The 22,689-nt window shown below is 66.7% G+C and carries 22 protein-coding genes; 9 read left to right on the top strand and 13 right to left on the bottom strand.

Annotated features, from left to right (window positions below; all coding sequences use genetic code 11):
- Nucleotides 1–16: 16 nt before the first annotated feature.
- Complete coding sequence (locus R2733_09965) at nt 17–1,867, top strand: NAD(P)/FAD-dependent oxidoreductase (protein ID MEZ5376823.1); 1,851 nt, start codon at nt 17–19, stop codon at nt 1,865–1,867.
- On the opposite strand, the gene R2733_09960 is transcribed toward R2733_09965, so the two are convergent.
- Nucleotides 1,840–2,721 carry a pirin family protein gene (locus R2733_09960; GenBank protein MEZ5376822.1) on the bottom strand — a complete coding sequence of 294 codons (882 nt, stop codon included), beginning with the start codon at nt 2,719–2,721 and terminating at the stop codon, nt 1,840–1,842. The genes R2733_09965 and R2733_09960 overlap by 28 nt on opposite strands.
- Before the next feature lie 159 nt (nt 2,722–2,880).
- On the opposite strand from R2733_09960, the gene R2733_09955 reads away from it, so the two are divergent.
- Nucleotides 2,881–4,998 carry a molybdopterin-dependent oxidoreductase gene (locus tag R2733_09955; protein MEZ5376821.1) on the top strand — a complete coding sequence of 706 codons (2,118 nt, stop codon included), beginning with the start codon at nt 2,881–2,883 and terminating at the stop codon, nt 4,996–4,998.
- Nucleotides 4,999–5,034: 36 nt separating this feature from the next.
- On the opposite strand, the gene R2733_09950 is transcribed toward R2733_09955, so the two are convergent.
- From R2733_09950 to R2733_09930, 5 genes are all read right to left on the bottom strand, one after another.
- Complete coding sequence (locus R2733_09950; GenBank protein ID MEZ5376820.1) at nt 5,035–5,823, bottom strand: cation transporter; 789 nt, start codon at nt 5,821–5,823, stop codon at nt 5,035–5,037.
- A gap of 168 nt (nt 5,824–5,991) precedes the next feature.
- Entirely contained in the window at nt 5,992–6,957 is a 966-nt protein-coding gene (locus R2733_09945) for an NAD(P)H-quinone oxidoreductase (GenBank protein ID MEZ5376819.1), read from the bottom strand.
- A 209-nt stretch (nt 6,958–7,166) separates the two neighbouring features.
- Nucleotides 7,167–7,493: a 2TM domain-containing protein gene (locus tag R2733_09940; GenBank protein ID MEZ5376818.1), complete on the bottom strand. Its 327-nt coding sequence runs from the start codon at nt 7,491–7,493 to the stop codon at nt 7,167–7,169.
- A 31-nt stretch (nt 7,494–7,524) separates the two neighbouring features.
- Nucleotides 7,525–8,232, bottom strand: coding sequence for a DUF4386 family protein (locus R2733_09935; protein ID MEZ5376817.1), 708 nt, complete (start codon nt 8,230–8,232; stop codon nt 7,525–7,527).
- 28 nt (nt 8,233–8,260) lie between these two features.
- A complete protein-coding gene (locus tag R2733_09930) occupies nt 8,261–8,485 on the bottom strand; it encodes a hypothetical protein (GenBank protein ID MEZ5376816.1) in 225 nt (74 codons plus the stop codon).
- A gap of 116 nt (nt 8,486–8,601) precedes the next feature.
- Here R2733_09930 and R2733_09925 point away from each other — a divergent pair, with 116 nt between their 5' ends.
- The gene (locus R2733_09925) at nt 8,602–10,773 is read left to right on the top strand and encodes a LuxR C-terminal-related transcriptional regulator (protein ID MEZ5376815.1); all 2,172 of its coding nucleotides are present in this window, start codon (nt 8,602–8,604) and stop codon (nt 10,771–10,773) included.
- 94 nt (nt 10,774–10,867) lie between these two features.
- Here the strand turns inward: R2733_09925 and R2733_09920 are convergent, their stop codons facing one another.
- Complete coding sequence (locus tag R2733_09920; protein ID MEZ5376814.1) at nt 10,868–11,506, bottom strand: response regulator transcription factor; 639 nt, start codon at nt 11,504–11,506, stop codon at nt 10,868–10,870.
- 8 nt (nt 11,507–11,514) lie between these two features.
- A complete protein-coding gene (locus R2733_09915; protein MEZ5376813.1) occupies nt 11,515–12,744 on the bottom strand; it encodes a histidine kinase in 1,230 nt (409 codons plus the stop codon).
- 161 nt (nt 12,745–12,905) lie between these two features.
- On the opposite strand from R2733_09915, the gene R2733_09910 reads away from it, so the two are divergent.
- The 4 genes from R2733_09910 (at nt 12,906) to R2733_09895 (ending at nt 16,897) form a co-directional block, all read left to right on the top strand.
- Entirely contained in the window at nt 12,906–13,823 is a 918-nt protein-coding gene (locus R2733_09910; protein MEZ5376812.1) for an ATP-binding cassette domain-containing protein, read from the top strand.
- Nucleotides 13,820–14,596, top strand: coding sequence for a hypothetical protein (locus R2733_09905; GenBank protein MEZ5376811.1), 777 nt, complete (start codon nt 13,820–13,822; stop codon nt 14,594–14,596). The genes R2733_09910 and R2733_09905 overlap by 4 nt, the downstream gene beginning before the upstream one ends.
- Nucleotides 14,597–14,687: 91 nt before the next feature.
- Nucleotides 14,688–15,956 (top strand): alpha/beta fold hydrolase, encoded by a 1,269-nt coding sequence (locus R2733_09900; protein ID MEZ5376810.1) that lies wholly within the window; start codon nt 14,688–14,690, stop codon nt 15,954–15,956.
- A gap of 35 nt (nt 15,957–15,991) precedes the next feature.
- Nucleotides 15,992–16,897, top strand: coding sequence for a hypothetical protein (locus R2733_09895; protein ID MEZ5376809.1), 906 nt, complete (start codon nt 15,992–15,994; stop codon nt 16,895–16,897).
- 222 nt (nt 16,898–17,119) lie between these two features.
- Here R2733_09895 and R2733_09890 read toward each other — a convergent pair whose 3' ends face one another.
- From R2733_09890 to R2733_09875, 4 genes are read right to left on the bottom strand one after another with little or no spacing between them, the layout of a single operon-like run.
- The gene (locus R2733_09890; GenBank protein MEZ5376808.1) at nt 17,120–17,536 is read right to left on the bottom strand and encodes a putative toxin-antitoxin system toxin component, PIN family; all 417 of its coding nucleotides are present in this window, start codon (nt 17,534–17,536) and stop codon (nt 17,120–17,122) included.
- Nucleotides 17,537–17,548: 12 nt separating this feature from the next.
- Nucleotides 17,549–17,863 carry a hypothetical protein gene (locus R2733_09885; protein ID MEZ5376807.1) on the bottom strand — a complete coding sequence of 105 codons (315 nt, stop codon included), beginning with the start codon at nt 17,861–17,863 and terminating at the stop codon, nt 17,549–17,551.
- A gap of 36 nt (nt 17,864–17,899) precedes the next feature.
- On the bottom strand, nt 17,900–18,406 hold the full coding sequence (locus tag R2733_09880; GenBank protein MEZ5376806.1) for a hypothetical protein: 507 nt from the start codon (nt 18,404–18,406) through the stop codon (nt 17,900–17,902).
- 10 nt (nt 18,407–18,416) lie between these two features.
- On the bottom strand, nt 18,417–18,752 hold the full coding sequence (locus tag R2733_09875) for a helix-turn-helix transcriptional regulator (protein ID MEZ5376805.1): 336 nt from the start codon (nt 18,750–18,752) through the stop codon (nt 18,417–18,419).
- Between the two features lie 120 nt (nt 18,753–18,872).
- Between R2733_09875 and R2733_09870 the strand changes: the two genes are divergently transcribed.
- Nucleotides 18,873–19,181, top strand: coding sequence for a hypothetical protein (locus R2733_09870; protein MEZ5376804.1), 309 nt, complete (start codon nt 18,873–18,875; stop codon nt 19,179–19,181).
- 37 nt (nt 19,182–19,218) lie between these two features.
- Here R2733_09870 and R2733_09865 read toward each other — a convergent pair whose 3' ends face one another.
- Nucleotides 19,219–19,479 carry a hypothetical protein gene (locus tag R2733_09865; protein ID MEZ5376803.1) on the bottom strand — a complete coding sequence of 87 codons (261 nt, stop codon included), beginning with the start codon at nt 19,477–19,479 and terminating at the stop codon, nt 19,219–19,221.
- Between the two features lie 110 nt (nt 19,480–19,589).
- Between R2733_09865 and R2733_09860 the strand changes: the two genes are divergently transcribed.
- Nucleotides 19,590–22,682: a DUF3427 domain-containing protein gene (locus tag R2733_09860; GenBank protein ID MEZ5376802.1), complete on the top strand. Its 3,093-nt coding sequence runs from the start codon at nt 19,590–19,592 to the stop codon at nt 22,680–22,682.
- The last annotated feature ends 7 nt before the right edge of the window (nt 22,683–22,689 follow it).

Raw genomic sequence — 22,689 nt, 5'->3', positions numbered from 1 at the left:
TTCTAGCGTCCGATGTATGACTCGATCGGTGACCGACTTCGACTTCGACCCCGACGCCGTGCGCGAGCGGTACCGGCGCGAGCGCGACAAGCGTCTGCGGACGAATGGTGCCGATCAGTACCTCGAGATGGCGGGCGAGTACGCACACTTCGCCGAGGGTGACCCCTACGCCGACCCGACCTTCGATCGCGAACCCATCACCGATGAGACCGACATCGCCATCATCGGCGGCGGCTTCAGCGGTCTCCTCGCGGCGGCCCGTCTCAGCGAGCGAGGTCTGACGAATTTCCGAATCGTCGAAGCGGGAAGCGACTTCGGGGGCACGTGGTACTGGAACCGCTACCCCGGCGCCCAGTGCGACACCGACGCCTACTGCTACCTCCCGCTCCTGGAGGAGCTGGGCTATGTGCCGAAGGAGAAGTACGCCTACGTCAAGGAGATCTTCGGGCACTCGCAGCGAATCGGTCAGCACTACGGCCTGTACGAGCGGGCGATCTTCCAGACGCGCGTCCGATCGATCGACTGGGACGACGGGCTTGGGCGGTGGCACGTGTCGACCGATCGTGGCGATGACGTCAAGGCTCGCTTCGTCATCATGGCCATGGGCACCACCACTCGGGCGAAGCTGCCTGGCATCCCGGGTATCGAGTCGTTCGAGGGCCACTCGTTCCACACCAGCCGCTGGGACTACGCCTACACCGGAGGCGACACCGACGCGCCCATGACCAATCTGGCCGACAAGCGGGTCGCCGTGATCGGCACTGGTGCGACGGCGATCCAGTGCGTGCCACGCCTGGCGAGGGACGCCGGCCATCTGTATGTCTTCCAACGCACCCCATCCACGGTGGACTGGCGGCGGAACCGCCCGACCGACCCCGACTGGTTTGCCTCACTCGAGCCCGGCTGGCAGCGCCGCCGACGCGAGAACTTCACCCAGCAGGCCGCCGGCCGCCCGGTCGATGACGACCTGATCGACGACGGTTGGACCGACATCTTCCGGGCCATCAGCTCACCGAAGGGTGCCAACCAACCGAAGACCCGGGAGGAACGCAACCTCGTCGTCGAGCTGAGCGACATGGCAAAGATGGAGGAGCTCCGCCGCCGCGTCGACGAGGTGGTGGACGACCCCGCCACCGCCGAGGCGCTCAAGCCCTGGTACCGGGTGATGTGCAAGCGCCCGACGTTCAACGACGAGTACCTGCCGTGCTTCAACCGCGACAATGTCACCCTCGTCGACGTGAGCGACGCCAAGGGGGTGGAGCGGATCACCGAAAGGGGCGTGGTCGCCGGCGGTGAGGAGTACGAGGTCGATCTGATCGTGTACGCCACCGGCTTCGAGATCTCGTCGGAGTTCCGCCGTCGGCTGGGCATCGAGGTGAACGGGCGCGACGGCCTGTCGCTGTTCGATCACTGGAGCGACGGCCTCAAGACCCTGCACGGGTTCACGACACGAGGCTTCCCCAACTGGTTCTACATCGGGGTGTCCCAGAACGCCTTCGACCTGAACATGACTTCGATGTTCGACGAGCAGGCCCGCCACATCTCCTACATCATCGACGAGACCACTTCGCGCGACGCACGAACGGTCGAGCCGTCCGAGGACGGGGTCGAGGGCTGGCTCGAGCTCCTGCGTGGCTTTTACATCGGGGGCGGTGGGTTCCTCGCCGAATGCACGCCCGGCTACTACAACAACGAGGGTCAGCCGAAGGGCGGGAGCGGATTCGCCGGCGCCTACCCGGCCGGCCCGGCGAAGTTCAACCAGCTGCTCGAGGACTGGCGCTCGACCGGGACCCTTCCCGGACTCGAGCTCGACGGGCGCACGCTCGATGAGAGCGACGCTCAGCTCGGAAGAGGCACGAAGGACTGATGGTCACCCGGCACCAGCGGGAATCGCTGCGCTGCCCAGTCGGTCTTCGCCGCCTCGATCCGGTCTGGATCACTACTCACGAAGTTCCACCAGATGTGGCGCGGACCGACCGGATCGCCGCCCAGGAGCATGACCCGGGCCTGCCCGGCCAGCTCGGAGGCGACGTCCGGGCGAAGAACGGCGAGTTGGCCGGCGACCAGGGCCTCGTCGTTGACCGTCGCCTCGCCTTCGATGACCACCACAGCCACCTCGCGTAGGCTGCGGTCGACCGGGATCGGCGATCCGTCGACGAGTTCGAGGTCGGCCAGGACCATGGGGGAGGAACCGGCGATCGGAGAGTCGACACCCCAGGCAGAGCCAACGGCGACCCGAACCGTGGACGCCCCACGCTGTTCGGCGGAAAGGTCGCTCGCAGCGAGATGTTCGAACGATGCTGCACCATCCTCCAGCTCGGTCGGCAGCGCCACCCAGATCTGCATCCCGTGGAGAGGACGCGTGGTGGTCCGGTCCGCTTCGAGAGAACGCTCGGTATGGGTGACGCCGGCGCCTGCCGTCATCCAGTTCACGGCGCCAGGCTCGATCGTCTGCACGGCGCCGGTCGAGTCCCGATGGACCATCCTCCCTTGGAACAGATACGTCAGGGTCGAGAGCCCGATGTGCGGATGAGCGTCGATGTCGATACCGGCACCGGGCGTCAGTGTCTCCGGGCCGATCAGGTCGACGAAGATGAACGGCCCCACCATCCGCCGCTGGCGGAATGGCAACAACCGCTGGACCTGTCCGGTACCCACGGGTCGAGAACGTGGGTCGATCCGGAGTTCGATGGCAGTCGAGGACGACGTATCGGCGGTCATGACACTCCCTTCTCGTGAGGTCGGCGGTCGGCAAGCTCGACCGCCGGACGTGGTTGCGGAACCGTAGACCCCACCGCCCGTCGAACCCCGATCAGGCGATCGCTCCTTCGCCCCCTCCGCCGATGGGCTCGACGCCGGGGGGCTTGCTAGCTTCCGGCCATGAGCGACTCCCGCGATGTTCGTACCTTCTGCCGAGTCTGCGAGCCGTCGTGCGGGCTCGTGGCTCGCATCGAGGATGGGAAGCTGACCAAACTCACGCCGGATCGCGACCATCCGGTATCGGAAGGCTTCGCCTGCCACAAGGGCTTGGCCATGGTCGACCTGCACAACGACCCCGATCGTCTCGACCAACCCGGCGTTCGCTCCGCCGATGGGACATGGCACGACGTGTCGTGGGACGAAGCGATGGCCACCATCGTCGGTCGGCTCGATGACATCCGTGGCCGACACGGAGCTTCGAGCGTCGCGGCCTACATCGGCAATCCGACAGCATTCAACGCTCTCGGGCAACAGCACATCGGCCAGTTTCTGGCCGCGGCCGGCATCCGGCGGACGTTCAGCTCCGGCACCCAGGACTGTGCCAACAAGTTCGTGGCCAGTGAGGCCGTCTTCGGCTCGAGCCTCGTCCATCCGATCCCCGACCTGGACCGGACCGACCTCTGCCTCGTGATCGGCGAGAACCCACGGGCCTCACAGGCGTCGTTCTACTCGGTGCCCAATGTGCTCGGGAAGATGAAACGAGCGGCGTCGAGCGGCGCCCGTTTCGTCTTCGTCAATCCTCGTCGGATCGAGACACCCGAAGGGGGTATCGGCGACACAGTCCAGCTCCGGCCTGACACCGATGTCTGGTTCCTGGCGTCGTTACTGCACGAGATCGACAGCCTCGACGGGTTCGATCGACAGGTCATCGAACGACACGGCTCCCACGTCGCCGAGCTGCGCGACTTCATCAGTCGCTATCCGGCCGAGCGCACCGAAGCCGTGACCGGGGTCGCGGCTGCGACGGTGCGCGAACTGGCGCGGGCGTGGGTGTCGACCCCACGGGCCTCGGTGCACGCCTCGACGGGGATCAACATGGGTCGTCAGGGCACGCTCGCCTACTGGCTGGTCCACATGCTCTCGTTCGTGACCGGCCGGCTCGACGTCGACGGCGGCAACCTCAAGAGTGATGGCTTCTTCCCCAACGCGGTGTCCGGCCGAGGGGTGACCGAGCAGCGCTACGTCGAGACCGAATTCGGTCGGCTCCGCGCCGGCAATCTTCCCGGCACGTTGATGGCCGACGCCATCCTCGACGCCGACGAACCCGTGCGAGCGATGTTCGTGTGGGCCGGCAATCCGCTGCTGTCGATCGCGGGGCAGGAGCGGTTGGCCAAGGCCTTCGAGCAGCTGGAGCTGCTGGTCGTGGTCGACATCTACCCGAGCGCAACGTCCGAGCTCGCCCACGTTCGACTCCCCGGTACCGACATGTACGAGCGAGAAGACCTCAACATCGTCAACATCGGGACCAGCTACCAACCCTTCGCTCAGTTCACCCCGGCCGTGGTCGAGCCCCGGGCGGAACGCCGACCTGAGTGGTGGATCGCCCACCGGCTGATCCAGGAGCTGGGCGGGGAGTCCCTGCTCGACACCGAGACACCGGACCCGTGGGGCAAATGGGCCCATCTGCTGCGCAAAGGTGCCGACGTCGAACTCGAGACGCTGCGGGCGACGAGTGAGGTGGTCGTGCTCGATCGGCCGGCCCCGGGATCGTTCTACGACCAGCAGGTCCAGACCGAGGACGGTCGCGTCGACTGCTGCCCGCCGGCCTTCGCCGAGGCGATCGACCGGTGCGAGGACTTCTTCTCGGCTGCCGAGACAGCGGCGAGCGATGGCACGCTGCACCTGATCCACAAGCGCGATGTGTGGATGCACAACACGTGGATGTCGAACCTCGACCGGATGCACCGTTCGGGCCGCACCAACAATCCACTCGGGATCGACCCGGCCGATGCTGCGCGGTTGGCGCTCGCCGATGGCGACGAGGTCATCGTCACCAGTGACCACGGATCGGTCACGGCGACGATCGAGATCGATGACTCGTTGATGTCGGGCGTAGTGTCGATGGTGCACGGATGGGGCCACTCAGCGAGCCCCTCGCTCAGCGTCGCCAGCACCTACCCGGGCACGAATCCGAACGCCCTGTTGCCGAGTGGGCCGGGCGCCTTCGAGCCGCTGTCGAGCCAGGCTCATATGACGGGGATCCCGGTGCGTGTGTCGGCTGGAGCGTCCGCCCACTGACGATGGTCCGCGTCTCCGACGTCGGTCGGTAGGCGGTCAGCGAGTGAGGCCGATGATGCGCCGAGCGCCGTTGGCCACGATGGCGAAGATGATCGCGCCGGCGGCGAGGTCAGGGACGTCGGAGCTGGCAATCGCCACGGCGATGGCCGCGACAATGACGAGGGCGTTGACCTTGATGTCGTTGGCGGTGAAGATCCAGCTGGCCTGGAGATGAGCGTCGTCGCTCTTGATCCGCTGGAGCACGACGATGGTGGCGATGTTGCCGACGAGCGCCAGCGCCGAGAGCACGATCATGGCGGTCGTGTCGGGCGGTTCGCGGTCGACGACGAAGCGACGCACCACCTCGATCAGGCCGACGAAGGCGAGAGCGAGCTGGAGGTAGCCGCTGGCGCGGGCCAGGCGATTCTTGCGGGCGGTGCTCGTGCCAACAGCGGCGAGACTGAGCGCGTAGACCGAGGCGTCGGCGCCCATGTCGAGGCCGTCGGCGATCAATCCCATTGAGCGGCTGACGAGCCCGAAGGCCAGCTCGGCGACGAAGAAGGCAGCGTTGATCCCGAACGCAACGCCCAGACCCGCACGCTCACGGGCTGGATCGGTTCGACGGCTCGAAGGCCCGCCGTCACCGAGATGCCGGACACCGAGGTCGAGCGATGCCAGGGCTGCCGTCACAGCGGCTGTCTCGCTGGTGTGTTCGACGGTCACCTCACGGCGTTGGAGGTCGACACCGACATGCTCGATGTTGTCGAGCTGATCCAGGCGCATCCGAACGAGCTGCTCCTCGGCCGAGCAGTCCATGCCCTCGACGCGAAACCGGCTGACTGTCACCGCTGCACCCTTGCCCCGGTCGACCTCTCACCCACCGAACCGACGATACGGCCGTCGATGGCGTCGGAGACGTGAGGTTCAGCTCGAGCAGTGGAGGGCGTTGCGTCCCGCACGCGGGTGGAGCGCACCTGCATCTCGCTGATCGGAGCCGCCCGGAATTGCAGCCCGCTAGCGAGTGAGGACGATCTTGCCGATGTGGCCGCCGGCGGCCAGGCGTTCGTGCGCCTGCTCGGCTTGATCCATCGGGAAGGTCGTGTCGAGCACCGGGCGTATCGTGCCGTTGGCGACGTCGTCCCAGAACTTGTCTCGCACTGCGTCGCGGATGGCTCGCTTCTCGGCGGCGGTGCGGGCTCGGAGTGTGGTTGCGGTCAGGACGAGACGTTTCATCAACACGGAGCCGAAGTTGACCATCGCCTCGAAGCCGTTCTGATAGGCGATGTTGCAGATACGTCCGTTGAGGTTGGCGACCTCGATGTTGCGCTGGACATAGTCGCCGCCGACCATGTCGAGGATCACATCGGCTCCACCGTTGGTCTTGACGATCTCGACGAAGTCTCTGGTGCGGTAGTTGATGGCGTGGGTGGCACCGAGTTCGAGGCACACCGTCGTCTTGTCGTCGGATCCCGCGGTGGCGAAGATCGTGCCCGCACCCGCAACACGGGCCATCTGGATCGCCATCACACCGATGCCGCTGGTTCCGCCGTGGATCAGCACCGATTCGCCAGGCGAGAACGCACTGCGCATGAACACGTTGGCCCAGACCGTCATCATCGCCTCCGGCAGGCACGCAGCATCGGGGAAGTCCATGTGGTCGGGCATCGGGAACACCGAGCCCGCGTCGGCCACGCCCTGCTCGGCGTAGCCGCCACCGCCGAGCAGGGCGCACACACGATCGCCCGGTGCCCACTCGTCTACCTGTGGGCCGACTGCGGCAACAACCCCCGCCACCTCGAGCCCGAGGATCTCGGTGACTCCCCGTGGCGGTGGATACGAACCGGCGCGCTGCATCAGGTCGGCGCGGTTGAGCCCGGCGGCCTTCACTTCGATCAGGACGTCCGTTTCGCCGATCTCGGGATCGGGCACGTCGCCAATGACGAGCGGTGTCTCCGGTCCGCCTACGACGACTGCCTCCATGGTTTTGGCTCCTTGTTCACTTCGGTTCGGCTGCGAGGCCCGGCGACCTCCCTTGGCCCCGCTGCACCCACGCCTCACCGCTGACCCTGACCGCTCTACCGTCGCCCAGACAGACCACTCGACGCAAGCGCTGGGCGCGTGCCTTGAAGCGTCGGAATGCGTAGATGCAATCTCGGCCGGTCGAGCAGCCTCGGTGTTCCGTAGCGAGTTCACCCGAGTAGCCGGTCGATTTGTCGTTGCTCCCACGTTGATGAGGCAGGCGACGGTCGATGCAACCGGACGACGAGCCCGTGGACCGCGATCCCGGCGCCCCATCCGATGAGCGCCCATAGCGACCACCATGCCGACCATTCGCTTGCGGTGCCGGCGGAGAGGTTCACGAGGAGATTGACGGCGAGGTTGACCGCCATGCTGCCAGCGAAGACGGCGGTGTGGACATAGAACACACGCAACTGCTGGACGTAGCGTCGGGCCGCTTCCTCCCGTTCGTCCGTCGCTTGATCGATGTTCCTCGAGGTTTTGGTTGGGGTGGTCATCGTTTCGTTCCCTTCAATCAGCTGCGGAGGCTCAGCGGGCGACGTCTGCAGCGGGAGCGGTGACCTCGGGGCTGCGGAGAAGGACGATGCCGGTCCAGGCGAACCAGGCGATGGATCCGAGACCGAAGATCATCCCGACGTCGGACAGGCCCGGGACGAGCGTGATGAGCCCGGAGGCGGCGCTGATGATGCCGAGCACGTTGAGTCCGGTCGGGAGTCGTCCGCTGCCCCATGCTGCGAGGCTGACCAGAAGGATCCACATCCCTCCGACGAGTTCGTTTCCGCCGCCCAGCCCGTCGGTGACGGCGTCGATGCTCGACCAGAGTGCTTCGGCCGCGCCGGGGTCGGTTGCGTCGAGGTCGGCGACGGCGGTGATGCCGATGTTGGAGATCATGCCGGTGGCGAACATCAGGCCAGCCCAGATGTAGGCGAAGATGGCGCCGAGGTCGGCGAGCTGTGGGTTGATGTCGGCGAGACGTCGATGCAGCGCTCGAGCGAGCGGAATGATCGCGACGCCGAAGACCAGGAAGATGACGAGATACCAGGCGAACAACGTCGACTGATGGCCGACCAGGAACTCGACGGACTCGGCGGGTGTGGCATCGACGTAGTCACTGAGACTGGTGACGAACAGGGCGATGCCGAACACGAAGGTGGCCGCCGCCGTGAGGGCACCGACGGCGCCGGCGCGAGCTGGACCGAGGCGATCGGTCGTCGGGGTGGGGGTGGTGATGGTCATGGTTGCCTTTCCGTTGGTTTGGGTTGAGCTAGGGAAGATTGCGGTCAGCCGGAGTGAGGCTGACGATGTCGATCGCGAGCGAGGTGAGTTGGTTGATCACGCCGTGAAGATGCGCTGGGTCGCGGATCTTGCCGACCAGTCGGGTGTGGCGACCAGCGATGGTCTCGATCGAGAAGTCGTCGCGAAGCCGGGCGAGGATCCGCTCGCTGGCCTGGCCGCGTATGACGATCTCGTAGGTGGTCGGCTGGTTCATGGCATCACGATCGGGGATGACCGTGTGGTTCGTCGTCGCCTCCCACGCCATCTCACCCGGGTGAGATCGCCGGGTCCGGGCCGACCTCGTCCGATCGTCACGCCTAGAGTCCCGGGATGGGAAGCGACGGCGTGACAAGCCTGGTGGCGACGAAGCTGACGCCGCCGACACCTCCCGGCGGCCTTGTCGACCGCACCCGCCTCAGCGACACGCTCGACGCCGCTGCGGCCGAACCTGCCGTTCGCGTCGTCCTCGTGAGCGCACCAGCGGGATCGGGAAAGTCGACACTGCTTGCTTCGTGGCACCGTCGGCGTCGCAACGGCGCATGGGTACAGGCCGACTCGGCCGACCATGATCCCGCCCGCTTCTGGAGCTACGTCGTCGGTGCACTCGACGACGCGGTTCCGGGCCTCGAGGCGGCGGTGCGACCGGCCATTTCGGCGGCAGGGTCCGATGCCAGCCGGCTCGTGGAACGGATTGCGAACGAACTCACGGACTCGGCACCCGTGGTGCTCGTCATCGACGACTACCACCTGATCGACAACCCGAACGTCGACGAGTCGCTCGAGCGGCTCATCGAACTGGCCCCGGAGACCTTCCTCCTCGTCCTCAGCACGCGCATCGATCCGGGCTTGCGACTCTCCCGCCTGCGAGTGCGGTCACACCTCGTCGAGATACGAGCCGACAACTTGAGGTTCGATCCCGCCGAAGCTCATCGGTTGCTCGAGGATCGCCACCTCACGGGCGAGCAAGCTGCGTCACTGTGCGAACGCACCGAAGGCTGGGCCGCGGGTCTGGTCCTCGCCGGCCTCTCACTCGACCGCAGCGCCGACCACGACGGTTTCGTCGAAGCCTTCCAAGGCGACGACCGCCTCGTTGTCGACTACCTCACCGAGGAGTACCTCGCAGGCGTCGACGAAGCCGACCGCCAGCGCATGCTCGAGAGCGCCGTTCTCGACCAGATGACCGGCCCCATGATCGACGCCGTCTGCGGCGGCGAGGACGGGTCCCGCTGGCTTCGCACCCTGGCCTCGGCCAACCAGCTCGTGATCGGCCTCGACAACACCGACACCGCCTTTCGGTACCACCATCTCCTTCGAGACCTGCTGCTACTCCAAGCGGAGCGTGACATCCCGCATCGCCTCGCCGATCTCCACCTCGCCGCCGCCCACTGGCATCAAGAGCACGGTGACACCTACCGAGCCATCGACCACTTCATCGCCGGCGGCGACCTCGTCACCGCCGGTGACTTCATCGCCGTCCACGCCACCAAGCTTCTCAACGACGGCCAGATCTTCACCGTGCTGGACCTGCTCGCACGATTGGGCGACCTTCCCGAACACCATGCGCGAAGCGCCGCCACCAAGGGCTGGCTCGACTTCAGCACGGGCCGCTTCACTGCAGCGCGCCACTACTACGACATCGCCGCCGCCCACGCCGACGGAGCCGACGCGAACCTGATCGCCGCTCTCGGCATCATGGTCAACCTTGCGGAAGGCGACCTCAACACTGCGTTGTCGCTCGCCGCCACCATGAGCGAACCGACCGAGTCGACCCAGGCGATCGGCCTCGCAGCCGTGCACACGTGGGCCGGGCAGTTCGACCAGGCCCGGCGCTACATCGCCATCGCGCGCGAGCTGGGAGCCAGTGAACCCTCCGACTACGCCATCGCGGTTGCACCGGGCTTCGCCGCTGTGCTCGGCATCGAATCCGCCGACCCGCAGCAGGCAGCCGCCGACGCCGAGGCCGCCCTGAGCCACGCAACCGACCGCGGTATCGCCGACGCGCCACAGCTGTCCATCTCCCACGCCGTCATCGCTCGAACCACGACAGAACCGCACCGCCGACAGGCAGCGTCGGCTCGAGCCGTCGACCTCATCCGCCGTGCCCCCGAACCGTTCACCAATGCGTACGTGCACGCACTCGTGGCTGACTCGGCATTCGAGCACGGCGATCCCAACGGGGTCATGTGGTTGGCCGAAGCCCAGCGCGCCGTCGACGGCTGCGCGGACCCCGGCATTGCCGGACGATTGGTCGCCAGAGTCGCGGGCCGGCACGGACACACCAATCGCCCATCAAGCCAGGCCGGGCTTGCCGAAGAACTGACCGACCGAGAGATCGCCGTTCTGCGCTACCTCCCGTCACCGATGTCGCAACGCGACATCGCCGGCGAGCTGTTCGTCTCGCTCAACACGGTGAAAACCCACTGCCGTGCGATCTACCGCAAACTCGCCGTGACCGACCGCAAAGCGGCGGTCCAGGCCGCCCGCGACGCTGGTCTCCTCTGAGCAGCAGCCCCTCGCTCCCTCGCTGAGCCAGCCTCGTACTGGGATCGTCCTGGGCCCACAGGTCGACGGGAGAACGCCAGGGGATGCAGTCCCGTCATGGTTGCGCGTCGTGCACGAGAATTGCGATCTGGACCCTGTTCGCGATCTCGAGCTTGGTGAGCATCCGTGAGACGTGCGCTTTGACGGTGGCCTCGCTCATGAACAGGGCTGCGGCGATCTCGGCATTGGATGCGCCTGACGCAACCGCAGTTGCGACTTCCCGCTCACGGTCGGAGAGCGAAGTCAGGCGCTGGGCGGCGAGGCGACGGCGATCCGTCCTTTCGTCTTTGCCGAGAAGAGAGAGGAGCGTGCGGGTGACCGACGGTGACAACATCGCTTCCCCGGCAGCCACAAGGCGCACGGCGCTGACGATCTCGGTGGGGGCTGTGTCCTTCAGCAGGAATCCGTCGGCTCCAGCGCGGATCGCGCTCATCACGTGCTCGTCGGCCTGAAATGTGGTGAGGACGATCACGCGCGGCGGACTGCTCAATTGGCGGATGGCCGACGTGGCGGCGATGCCGTCCATCCGCGGCATCCGGATGTCCATCAAGACGACATCGGGTCGATGCGCCTGCACGGCGGCGATGGCGTCCGCCCCGTCGCCGGCTTCGCCCACCACCTCGATCTGTTCCGAAGACGACAGGATCATGCTGAGACCGGCACGGACCAGCGCGTCGTCGTCGACGAGCAGCACCCGGGTCTTCACCACGGCAGGTCGGCCTCGACAACGAAGTCACCCGAGGCGTCGGGTCCGTGCACGAGGACGCCGTCGGCCAGCGTGACTCGCTCCTGCAGACCTAGCAGGCCGCTGCCGGAACCGGGCAGTGCCGGACGGTCGTGACCGCTCACCGGGGCCGGGTTCCGGACGCTGACGCGCAGACCGCGGCTCGGCGCTCCTTCCAGTCGGACCTGGGCGAGGGTGCCACGGGCGTGTTTGTTGATGTTGGTCAGAGCTTCTTGCACGATGCGGTAGGCGTCGCGACCCAAGGGGCCGGGTGCGGCAGCGGCACTGTCCACTTGCATCTCGAAGTCGATTCGTGCCCCGGTTCGGCGCGTCTCCTCGACCAAGCGCGGGATGTCCGCCAGCGTCGGCTGAGGGACCGTCGACGCTCGCTCTGGCCCCGGCTCCTCCCGCAGCACACCGATGACGTCTCGCAACTCTTCCAGCGCTTGGTGGGCCGTGCGGCGCAACAGCGCTGCACTCTCGCGCACCTGAGCGGGGGGCAGGTCGAGCGCGACCTCGAGCGCCCCAGCGTGCAGCGCCACCAGAGAGATGCGGTGAGCGAGCACATCGTGCATCTCTCGGGCAATGCGGGTCCGCTCGGCCAGCCTCGCTCGTTCGGCGCGCATCACTTGATCAGCCTCGGCATGCTGGGCGCGGTCGCGCAGGCTGGAGAGGAGCTGACGCCGGGCACGGACGAACATGCCCCACGCGGTTGCGGCGGCCGCGAGCGCAAAGGTCGGCAGTATCACCGACCACGTGTTGGCCCGTCCGAGCCAGATCGAGCAGACCACGGCGGACGGAACGAACAATACGGACACGAACAGGGCGGGCCGGACATGGCGGTGCACTGCCAGCGAGAACAGTGCGAACAGGCCAGCGGCTGAACCGAAGGTCGAGAACGTGCCCAACGAGACACAGGCGAGCGCCACGCCCAGCGGCCGACGCCGCCTCCACCACAACGCGGTGCAGCACAGCACTCCGAGCAGGGCGTCGGTGGCGACCTGTCCCGAGGTCATCTGATAGGCACTGTCATCCACGGTCACGTGCAAGACGACGATGCCCAGAGCAACAGCGATGACGAAGGCACTGGTGTCGACTGACCAGTCGCGTGCAGTCCTTGGCGCCGCGTCGCCGGGACGAGTCGAGTCGCTCGATACCGGCAGTTCCGCTGGAGAGGTCTGAGCCCACAGTCTGCGCAGCCAGGACATCGGCCAAGCCTACGACTCGGGACACCCGCAGGTCATCGACGAAAGTCGATTCCGGGACCTACGAACGGCCAAGAGATGGTCAGCCATCAACCGCCCTTCGGGCATCGGATCGTGGCCGGCCGCCCGATGCGGCAAAGCGGCGACCGGCTCAGGCTGGCCACATGATCACGACGACCGCTCTCACGAAGAGCTACGACAACACGCAGGTCGTGCGCGACGTCTCGTTGCGCTGCGAACCCGGGACCATCACCGGATTCCTCGGGGCCAACGGCGCCGGGAAGTCGACCACACTGAAGATGATCGTCGGCCTGGTTCGACCCGATCGCGGGACGGCGGTCATCGACGGGCATCCCTTCGTCGAGTTGCCCAACCCGACGCGGGTGCTCGGAATGTTGCTCGACGCGTCTGCGATGCATCCCGGGCGAAGTGGCCGAGCGACGCTCACGATCGCGGCGCGGATGGTGGGCGTCGATCCCAAACGAGTCGGCCACCTGTTGGACCTCGTCGGGCTCACCGAGGCAGCGGACAAGAGGGTCGGGACCTACTCCCTCGGCATGCGTCAGCGCCTCGGCATCGCCCAGGCGCTCGTCGGAGATCCGACGGCCCTGATTCTCGATGAGCCGGCCAACGGACTCGACCCCGAGGGCATCGCCTGGATGCGAAGGCTCTTGCGCGACTTCGCCGACCAGGGCGGCACGGTGCTGCTGTCGAGCCACCTGCTCCACGAGGTGCAGGCCACCGCAGATCACCTCGTCGTCATCTCCGATGGCGCCGTCGCCGCCGCCGGTCGACTGGATGATCTACTCGCCAGCTCCACGATCCTCGTCCGCACCCCCGACGTCCAGGCACTGGCCGCAGCGCTCCGAGCTGCTCGGATCGACTACGTCGCCGGGCCGGGAGACGCGCTCAGCGTGGATGTCTGCGGAGGTCGGATCACGACCGAGGTGCTGGCAGGAATCGCCCGCGACCATCAGGTGCTGCTCACCGAGTTGCGTCATTCCGAGACGAACGAACTGGAGCAACTCTTCTTCTCTCTCACCGCCGCCAAGCCGGCTCCGGCGCGGGAGACGGCGGCATGACCACGACACGCTCTCCACGCGCAGTCGACATCGACCAGACATCGTCGAGCCCAGATCGCATCCCCATGTCCCGGCTGGTGCGTGTCGAGTGGGCCAAGGCCACCGACACCCGCGCTGCCCGCTGGCTCCTCGCTCTCGTCGCGCTGTCGACCGCGGCACTGATGTCCGTACCGCTCCTCGTCTCGACGAGCTTCGACCAGACCTACGCTGGCTACCTCCGGGTTGGCGCTCTCGGGGTGACAATCTTGCTTCCCGTGGTGGCGATCCTGCTGTTCACCGGCGAATGGAGCCAGCGCAGCGTCATCACCACCTTCACCCAGGAGCCGCGACGCCTCCGGGTGCTTCAGGCGAAGCTGGCGGTATCACTGCTCCTCGCTGGTGGCGGAGCGGTCTTCGCCGGGGTGGTCGCAGCGACCGGCGTCGCGCTTGCGGCTGCCTCAGGCCGCTCCCTGGACTCGGACCTGACCGTCGGGGCAATCGCCAGCTGTTTGCTGTTCGTGCTCCTCAACGTCCTCGCAGGCGTCGCACTCGGAGCGCTGCTGCAGAACTCCGCGGCTGCCGTTGTCGCCGCCTTCGCTCTTCCCGCCGGCTTGGAGCTGCTCGGAGCGGCATCGACGCTGGTGTCGGACTGGATCGACATGTCCGTCTGGAACTGGGTGATCGAAAACGACTGGTCCGGCCATGTGCCACAGGTCTCGGTCTCGGTCCTCATCTGGGTGGCGATCCCGCTCGCCGCCGGCTTCGCCCGGACGATGCGTCGCGACGTCGCCTGACCGGATCGACCGGATCTGGTCGATCGAGACGCTCGGCCGCTGACCCACGCACCAACACATCCCTTCTACGAAGTGTCCCGAAAGGACGATCATGAACCACCTCTTCCGCGGCCGACGCGTCGCCACCCTCGCCGTCCTCACCGTTGGCGGGTTGCTGACCAACGGGTGCGCGTCGCCGCAATCATCGGCCACCGCACCAACACCAGGAGCAGGCTCGCCTGCACTCACCTACGCGGAGCAAGGCACGCACGGCGTCGGCTATCAGGTCTTCACCAGCACCGGCGCGCAGGACCAAGCGCTCACGCTGCGTGCCTGGTACCCGGCGACTCGAGCCGACGACCAGCGCCCTACGACGATCACCTACGTCGCGCCCAACAAGTTCAACGAACAGATCACCCCTGGCGCCGAGATCACCGCAGTCGGCAGCGCAATCGATGGCGGCGAACCCGAGCGGACCGGTGGCCCGTATCCGCTCGTCGTCTTCTCCCATGGCTATGCGCTCAGCCCGATCGTGTACAGCACCCTGATCGAGCACTACGCATCGCAGGGCTACCTCGTGCTCGCTCCCGAACACAACGAGAGCTTCGACGGCTCGCTCACCGGGTTCTGGCAGGAGTTGATCGATCGACCCGTCGACATCGGTCGAACCATCGACGAGGCGGAACGACTCAACGAGCCCGGAGCAGCGTTGGACGGAATGATCGACCTGGACAACATCGCCGTCGTCGGCCACTCATACGGCGGGTACACCGCACTGGCCGCTGGGGGTGCACAGTTCGACTTCGCCGCCTACAAGACCCGCTGTGCGGCACTCACTGCAGAAGATCCGCTCAATTTCTTCTGCGCTCCCCTCGCCAACGAGTCGGACATGGCCACGCGAGCCGGACTCGACGAGGTCCCCGACGGTCTGTGGCCGTCCATGCGAGACCCGCGAGTCAAGGCCGTGATCTCGATGGCCGGCGACGCCTACCTCTTCGACCAGCGCGGCCTCGAGCAGCTCGAGATCCCGGTCATGGTGATGGGCGGAACCGTCGACAACGGCACCCCCTACACCTGGGGAGCGAAACTCACCTTCGACCACGCAGCAAGCGACAACAAGACACTCGTCAGCTTTCCCGGCGCCGGGCACATGCTCTTCCTCGACCCGTGCGAGAACCTTCCCTGGGTTCAAGCCTCGGCCTACCGCGACGGGATCTGCACCGACGCCGTCTGGGACGAACGACCTCTCGACATCGTCACCCACTACACCACTGCGTTCCTACGCGACACGCTCGACGCCGACCCCGGAGCTCGGGCCGCTCTCACCGGCCAGCAGCCCGACCTCGACTACGTCGAGTACCGCAACACCAATCAACCCTGACGGACAGTCGCCCAACCGCAACGAAGGACGGAGAGATGGGATCACCGAAGAAGACCCAGGGCGCGGTGGAGCCGCTCCACGAGCCCGATGATGCCGCAGCGGCAACCATGGGGGCTGCCCCGGCTGGCGCGCTGCGCGAGCGCGTCCTTGGAGCGACCGCCATCGCCCTGGCAGCGTCGATCGTGATCCAGAACGCGATGTTCGGCTGGGCCGATGCGCCCGGCTACGGAGACCCGATCGACGACGTCCTCGCCTGGCACCAGCAGCAACGGGGTGTCGTCGCTATCGCAGTCGGCCAGGAGGCGCTGTATCTGCTGCTGCTACTCGTGTTCGTCACGGGACTCCACGGGCTCGTCCAGCAGCGCCGAGGAGCCGGCGCCGACTGGTCACGCCTCACCATGGCCGCTGCCACGGCTCTTTCAGCGATCCTCGGCCTCTACTCAGTGCTGTGGATCGGAGCCGTACTCTCCGCCGACGGGATCGCCGTGCCGAGCCCGGCGTTCGAGCTCGCCTGGCGGATGCATGCAGCAGCGTTCGCTGTGGCGCTGCCGGCGCTCGGGACCACCTTCATCGGCGCTGCGCTGGCAGCACACAGGAGCCGGCTGACACCGCGCTGGCAGTGTCTGCTCGGCGTGATCGCAGGCGGACTGCTTCTTGCGGCCGGGGCCGCCAGCCTTCCGATTGCCGAGGGTTCAGCGATCCTCTTCGTTGGGATGCCCGGCTATGCCGCCTGGCCCGTCTGGCTCTTTGCCACCGGCGCACGGCTGATGCGCGCTCGAGCAGTCAACAGTGTCCCGACGACGCTTCGGCCGCCGGGGAGGAGGCCCACCGGTCTCGCTGACAGGGAGCGCCCATGCACTCGGTTCCGCAGGTTGCGCATGCCGCCGAGCGCACAACGCTCTGACCAGGGTTTCGAAAAACGTGTCGGAGGGGGGACTTGAACCCCTCATCGGCGGTTCCGATGCGTGTCGAGAACTCGCTGTTTCTCCAGCTCATAGATCTTTGGACGGCTCGACAGCTTCGGTCCAACGCGTCGATCCGGGCCCATTTCCGAGGATTCTGATGACACGGTGATGACAAGCGACACAAGCCTCGTCGACGCCCCGGAGCCGCTCGCCGCCTCGGCTCCGACGGGCGTTCCGCCCGCCAAGCGATACCCAGCCCTACTCCCCCACCAGCTCGGCGAACGCGGCGGGCGTCAGCACCGCCGGGCGCTGGTCGGGCCACTCGAGCAGATCCTTATCACCGGTCACGATGTAGTCGGCGCCGTGCTCGCGGGCGAGGGCCACGAGGTAGTCGTCGTCGACGTCGCGAGTGATCGCCCCGATCTCGATCGGGTCTGGGACGACGTCGGCCACAACCTGGAGTGCTTCGACAAACCGCTCGGCGACGTCGAGCGGAATCCACTTGCGCATCATCGGTCGCTGCGTGAGGACGTCCTCGACCTCTGCGATGAGTTCCGGGCAGATTACGACGTCGAAGGCTGCAGCTCCGGCAAGCCACGACTGCACGATCCGATGGGCCGGCCCGCTGCGGATCGCAGCCGACACCCAGACATTGGCATCGAGCACCACCCTCATGCCGTTGCCGGATCAGCGAGAACGTCGACGACGCCGCACCGCTCGAACCTCTTCGACTGCGAGATCCGTGGCGTCATCGTCGGACAGATCGGCGTTGGCGGCAACATTCGCCGCGATCTCAGCTCGCGCCCGTGCTGAGTAGTACTCCCAGGCCGACTGGCGACTCATCCCGAGCGCCTCACCGACCTGTTCCCAGGTCGCTCCGGCATCACGCGCTGCAGCAACTTGCTTGCGGCGGAGCTCATCGAGCTTGGCTTCGGTGCGCGCCAGCGCCCGCAACGCATCCAGCGGATCCGCTGGCAGCTCATCGGTGACGATCACACCCATACCTGTCAGGATAACCTGACGACCGACTCTAGGCAATCACTGGCTGCGACCGAGCACCTCATCAACAACGGCCGCCACCTCGAGGTCGGGGAAGCCGGTGCTCTTGCGAAGCGGCCCGCACGGGGTGCCTGCCATCCGTAGCGAAAGAGCGAGCAGGTCGTGGGGGAAGCCGTCGGCGAGGTAGTGCTCGGCGAGGAAGACGAAGTCGTTCATCGATCCGACGACGCTCCGGTTCGCCGTCTTAGCGAAGTTGGCCGTCTCCATCGCAGCGGTCTCCTGCAGCGTGAACTCGAGCGGGATCTCCAACGCGTCGAGCAGCCGACCCAGCTGATCGGGGAGGCGCGAGGCGACCTTGGCCGCCGGGGCGAGCGGAACGAATACGGGCAACAAGGTTCTCTCGTTCACGAACAGCGCCGCCTGCGGTCGCCAGAACAACGCGGTTGCGTACCAGTTGCCAAGCGCGGTGCTCGGTTCGGCGACCGGCTCCTCGACGGGCTGCTTCACCCGATCGAGGAGCTTCTTCGTGGCGTGGATCGTGAACACGAAGACCGCCTCAGCCGAAGCGACGGACCACTGCGTGCCCCTCGCTCACCAGCTTGGCGATCGAGGGGTTCTCGGTCAGATCCCTTCCGATGCTGACGACCAGGTCCTGACCGACCGACATGGCGAGCTTCTCGAGCGTCTCCAAGGTCGGGCGCGTTCCTCCGCCCTCGATCTGAGCGATCGCCGACTGGGTCGTTCCCATCCGCTCGGCCAGTTCCGCCTGGGTCAGACCTGCCTCGGTGCGCAGCCGGTACCCCAGCTCTCGGAACCCGGTGATCCAAGCCTCGTCCCGATTGGCGGCGCTCGACGAGGCGGAGCTCGTTCGCTTCACGCTGTTCCAGTTCACCCGACCCGCTCACTGATCGACCTCCGCCCACGCCATCGGCTCCACGCTAACAACCCGACGCCACTCGATCGGCACGTCCACCTCTGCAGTGTGGTCGCCCCAGTCGTTCGCATCAGCAGCATGCACCCAGCTGACCGGATCGGCAGCGTTCGCCAGCTCGACCGGCTCACCGCACAGCCCGCAACGACGACGATCGTCATCCTCTCCATCGAAGTGCTCGTGGCCCTCGATCTCAACGAGATCCAGCACAAGGCGCTCGGCGACGCCAGGTGCCTCGTTGTAGCGCTCGATCGCATCGTCAACAGCCGACGGAGGCTCGTCCGGCAACGACCAACGATCCCTCACGTATGCCGCAGCCGCGGCTTCAGCCGCTGCCTTCCGCCAGAACAGCGCAAAGTCGTCGCCGTCACCACGACGCTCGACCAGTAGGACCCACACGCTCCCATGGCTCGATCATGGCCCGCGCCTACGACAGCGACTGTGCCGCCTTCCGCAGCACCTCCTGGAGCCGGCGGCAGGCCTCGATCTCCTCCACGACCTGCACCTCATCGGCGGTCAACTTTGGCGGCTCGGCCAATGGGTCGAGCACATCGCTCGGGAGCCGCACGTCGCCGCTGTGCCGCCACGACGGGTCGCTGAGTTGCCAGTACTCGTGACTGTCGAGCCCTTCGATGAGCCGTTCGATGTCCGCACGGCTGAGCGACAGCGCCACGATGTCTTCTGACATGGCTGCAGACTCTCGAGAATCGACGAGAGCGTCAACCGGTCAGACCCAGGGGCTGACGGCGCCAGTTCAGTCCCTGCGGCTTCGGAGGCGAGCTTCTAGGATCGGCAGCCGTGGAGGAGTTGGCGGCGGGCCTGTACGAGGTCCTTCTCACCGAGGGACTGCAGCGGCGGCTGGAGGAAATCAGCGACGCTGGCCGAACCAAGGACCGCCGGCTTCACGCTGCCGAGACACCCGATCGGATCGCATGGCATCTCGGGCGGCAGATCGAGCGAGCACTGAACGATGTGCCCGACAAAGACCGCGCTCGGGTCGGCATCGAGGTGGCGCGCGCCCTCATCAGCCGACTCGGCGAGATGGTCGACGTCGACGCCGACACGCTCCCCATCGACCCGGGCACGGTGCTCGAAGCCATCCTCGGGCGACGTCTCGACGGCAGCCCGGCGACGATCTCCCCGCCGCTCATCCCACTGCTCGACACGACGCTGCTGACCAACGCGCCCGGCGAACCGAACCTGTGGAACCAGCTCCGCTCCGAGATCGAATCCTCCGACCGGATCGACGTCATCATGGCGTTCATCCGGCGCAGCGGGATCTCACCGCTCACCGAGACGCTGCGGCGCCACTGCGCAGATGGCCGCCAGCTCCGGGTGCTCACCACCACCTACACGGGCTCGACCGAGAAGGCAGCCCTGGAACAGCTCGCCGACCTCGGAGCCGCCATCAAGGTCTCGTACGACGTGAGCACCACACGCCTTCACGCCAAGGCCTGGGTCTTCCACCGGGAATCCGGCTTCTCGACCGCCTACGTCGGCTCCTCCAACCTCACCCACTCCGCTCAGGTCACCGGCATCGAGTGGAACGTCCGAGCCTCTGCCGCCCGCAACCCCGACGTGATCAACAAGTTCGGAGCGGTGTTCGAGAGCTACTGGCAGAACGGCGACTACCGGCCCTTCGACTCCGTGCAGTTCACCGAAGAACAGGAACGGGCCGGCCGAACCGACTCCGGGCCTCGGGTCATCCTCAGCCCGATCGAGCTGCGTCCACTCCCCTTCCAGGAGCGACTCCTCGAGCTGCTGGAGGTGTCCCGGCAGAAGGGCCACCGACGGAATCTGTTGGTGTCGGCGACCGGTACCGGCAAAACCGTGATGGCCGCGCTCGACTACGCCGCGCTCGCCGAGCGCCTCGACCGAGCTCGCCTGCTCTTCATCGCTCATCGTGAAGAGATCCTCGACCAGTCGCTCGCCACGTTCCGCTACGCGCTCCGCGACCCGTCCTTCGGCGAGAAGTGGGTGGGTGGCGCGCGGCCGACGAGCTTCGAACACGTCTTCGCGTCGATTCAGAGCCTGACCCGAGCCGATTTCGACGGCCTACGCGATCACTTCGACGTCGTGGTCGTCGACGAGTTCCACCACGCCGCCGCCGACTCCTACACGAGGGTGCTTGGACACCTCGAGCCCGCCGAACTACTCGGCCTCACCGCCACCCCCGAACGTAGCGACGGCCTACCGATCCTGAACTGGTTCGACGACCGCATCGCCGCCGAACTCCGCCTCTGGGACGCCATCGACCAGCAGTACCTCACCCCGTTCCTCTACTACGGCATTCACGACGGCCTCGATCTGCGAGACATCCCGTGGAAGCGGGGGCGAGGCTACGACACCCAGGCGCTCACCAACCTCTACACCAGCGCCGACGCATGGGCTCGCCTGGTCATCAAACAGCTCGACCTCCACACCGACGCCGGGTCGATGCGCTGCCTCGGATTCTGCGTCAGCGTCGACCACGCCCGCTTCATGGCCCGCCACTTCAACGAGGCCGGCATCCCTTCGGTCGCCATTTGGGGCGACAGCCCGAGAGCCGAGCGGGAATCGGCGCTGCGAGATCTCGCCAAGGGCAAGGTGAAGGCCGTCTTCTCGGTCGACTTGTTCAATGAGGGTGTCGACGTCCCAGACGTCGACACGGTCCTCATGCTCCGGCCGACCGAGAGCCCCGTGCTGTTCCTCCAGCAGCTCGGACGCGGCCTACGCAAAGCCAAGGACAAGCCCTTCTGCACCGTCCTCGACTTCGTGGGCATGCACCGTAAGGAGTTTCGCTTCGACCGCCGCTACCGCGCCCTCCTCGGCGGGACCCGACGCGACGTCGAGCGGGCCGTCGAGCAGCAGTTCCCGTTCCTTCCCGCCGGCTGCAACATGCAGCTCGACGAGAAGTCGTCCGAGATCGTCCTCCGCAGCATCCGCCAAGCCATCCCGTCCCAGTGGAAGGCGAGGGTGGACGAGCTTCGATCCCTCCGAGCGGTTCGGCCCGACATCGACCTCGCCGGCTTCCTCGAAGAATCCGGCCTCGACCTCGACGACCTCTACGCCGGCAGCCGCAGCTGGTCCGATCTCCTCGAAGCTGCAGGAGCGCCCACCAGCCCTTCGGGAGCGAACGAGACGCCTCTTCGGCGCGCCGTCGGTCGACTGCTCCACGTCGACGACGCCGAGCGCAACGCCGCCTACCGCCGGCTCCTCTCGTCCAGCGCAGTCCCAAGAGTCGAGGACCTCTCTTTGCGTAGCCGGCGTCTGCTCCACATGCTCGTCGCCTCAGCCACCGATCAGGCGATCACGAAGGACGACTCGCTCCAGGACGCCGTCGACATGCTTTGGTCACATCCGCAGGTCGTGGCCGAACTCGGAGACCTGTTCGGGGTGCTGGACGGGCGAATCGAGCACCTGCACGAGCCGCTGCCGACCCACGCCGACGCACCATTGCAGATCCACGCCCGGTACACCCGCATCGAGATCCTCGCAGCCATGGGTCTCGGAGGCGACCAGGCGAAGATCGCCTCGTGGCAGAGCGGCGTCTACGACGCGAAGGACGCCGGCGCCGACCTGCTCGCCTTCACCCTCGACAAGACCAGCGGCGGGTTCTCCCCCACCACCCGCTACCGCGACTACGCCATCAGCCGCTCGCTCATCCACTGGGAGAGCCAGTCCAAGACTCGCGCCGACAGCGACACGGGGCTTCGGTACCAGCACCACGAACGCGACGGCCGCACGATCCTGCTCTTCACCAGGGAGCGCACCGACGACCGAGCGTTCTGGTTCCTCGGCCCCGCCCGATACGTCAGCCACACCGGCGAGAAGCCCATGGCCATCACCTGGCAACTCGACGTCCCGCTCCCCGGCGACCTCTACGCCGCCTTCGCCGCCGCCGTCGCATAGCCGCCAC

It is taken from the genome of Acidimicrobiales bacterium, assembly GCA_041394265.1.
Lineage (GTDB): Bacteria > Actinomycetota > Acidimicrobiia > Acidimicrobiales > SZUA-35 > JBBQUN01.
The sequence above is the reverse complement of the archived record's forward strand: the minus strand, read 5'-3'. Positions and strand labels throughout refer to the sequence as shown.

Excerpts from the sequence above, each read along its gene's own strand:
- R2733_09965 (MEZ5376823.1), top strand. The coding sequence starts at position 17 with ATGACTCGATCGGTGACCGACTTCGACTTCGACCCCGACGCCGTGCGC.
- R2733_09960 (MEZ5376822.1), bottom strand. The coding sequence starts at position 2,721 with ATGACCGCCGATACGTCGTCCTCGACTGCCATCGAACTCCGGATCGAC.
- R2733_09955 (MEZ5376821.1), top strand. The coding sequence starts at position 2,881 with ATGAGCGACTCCCGCGATGTTCGTACCTTCTGCCGAGTCTGCGAGCCG.
- R2733_09945 (MEZ5376819.1), bottom strand. The coding sequence starts at position 6,957 with ATGGAGGCAGTCGTCGTAGGCGGACCGGAGACACCGCTCGTCATTGGC.
- R2733_09940 (MEZ5376818.1), bottom strand. The coding sequence starts at position 7,493 with ATGACCACCCCAACCAAAACCTCGAGGAACATCGATCAAGCGACGGAC.
- R2733_09935 (MEZ5376817.1), bottom strand. The coding sequence starts at position 8,232 with ATGACCATCACCACCCCCACCCCGACGACCGATCGCCTCGGTCCAGCT.
- R2733_09930 (MEZ5376816.1), bottom strand. The coding sequence starts at position 8,485 with ATGAACCAGCCGACCACCTACGAGATCGTCATACGCGGCCAGGCCAGC.
- R2733_09925 (MEZ5376815.1), top strand. The coding sequence starts at position 8,602 with ATGGGAAGCGACGGCGTGACAAGCCTGGTGGCGACGAAGCTGACGCCG.
- R2733_09915 (MEZ5376813.1), bottom strand. The coding sequence starts at position 12,744 with ATGTCCTGGCTGCGCAGACTGTGGGCTCAGACCTCTCCAGCGGAACTG.
- R2733_09910 (MEZ5376812.1), top strand. The coding sequence starts at position 12,906 with ATGATCACGACGACCGCTCTCACGAAGAGCTACGACAACACGCAGGTC.
- R2733_09905 (MEZ5376811.1), top strand. The coding sequence starts at position 13,820 with ATGACCACGACACGCTCTCCACGCGCAGTCGACATCGACCAGACATCG.
- R2733_09900 (MEZ5376810.1), top strand. The coding sequence starts at position 14,688 with ATGAACCACCTCTTCCGCGGCCGACGCGTCGCCACCCTCGCCGTCCTC.
- R2733_09895 (MEZ5376809.1), top strand. The coding sequence starts at position 15,992 with ATGGGATCACCGAAGAAGACCCAGGGCGCGGTGGAGCCGCTCCACGAG.
- R2733_09890 (MEZ5376808.1), bottom strand. The coding sequence starts at position 17,536 with ATGAGGGTGGTGCTCGATGCCAATGTCTGGGTGTCGGCTGCGATCCGC.
- R2733_09885 (MEZ5376807.1), bottom strand. The coding sequence starts at position 17,863 with ATGGGTGTGATCGTCACCGATGAGCTGCCAGCGGATCCGCTGGATGCG.
- R2733_09870 (MEZ5376804.1), top strand. The coding sequence starts at position 18,873 with ATGCACCCAGCTGACCGGATCGGCAGCGTTCGCCAGCTCGACCGGCTC.
- R2733_09865 (MEZ5376803.1), bottom strand. The coding sequence starts at position 19,479 with ATGTCAGAAGACATCGTGGCGCTGTCGCTCAGCCGTGCGGACATCGAA.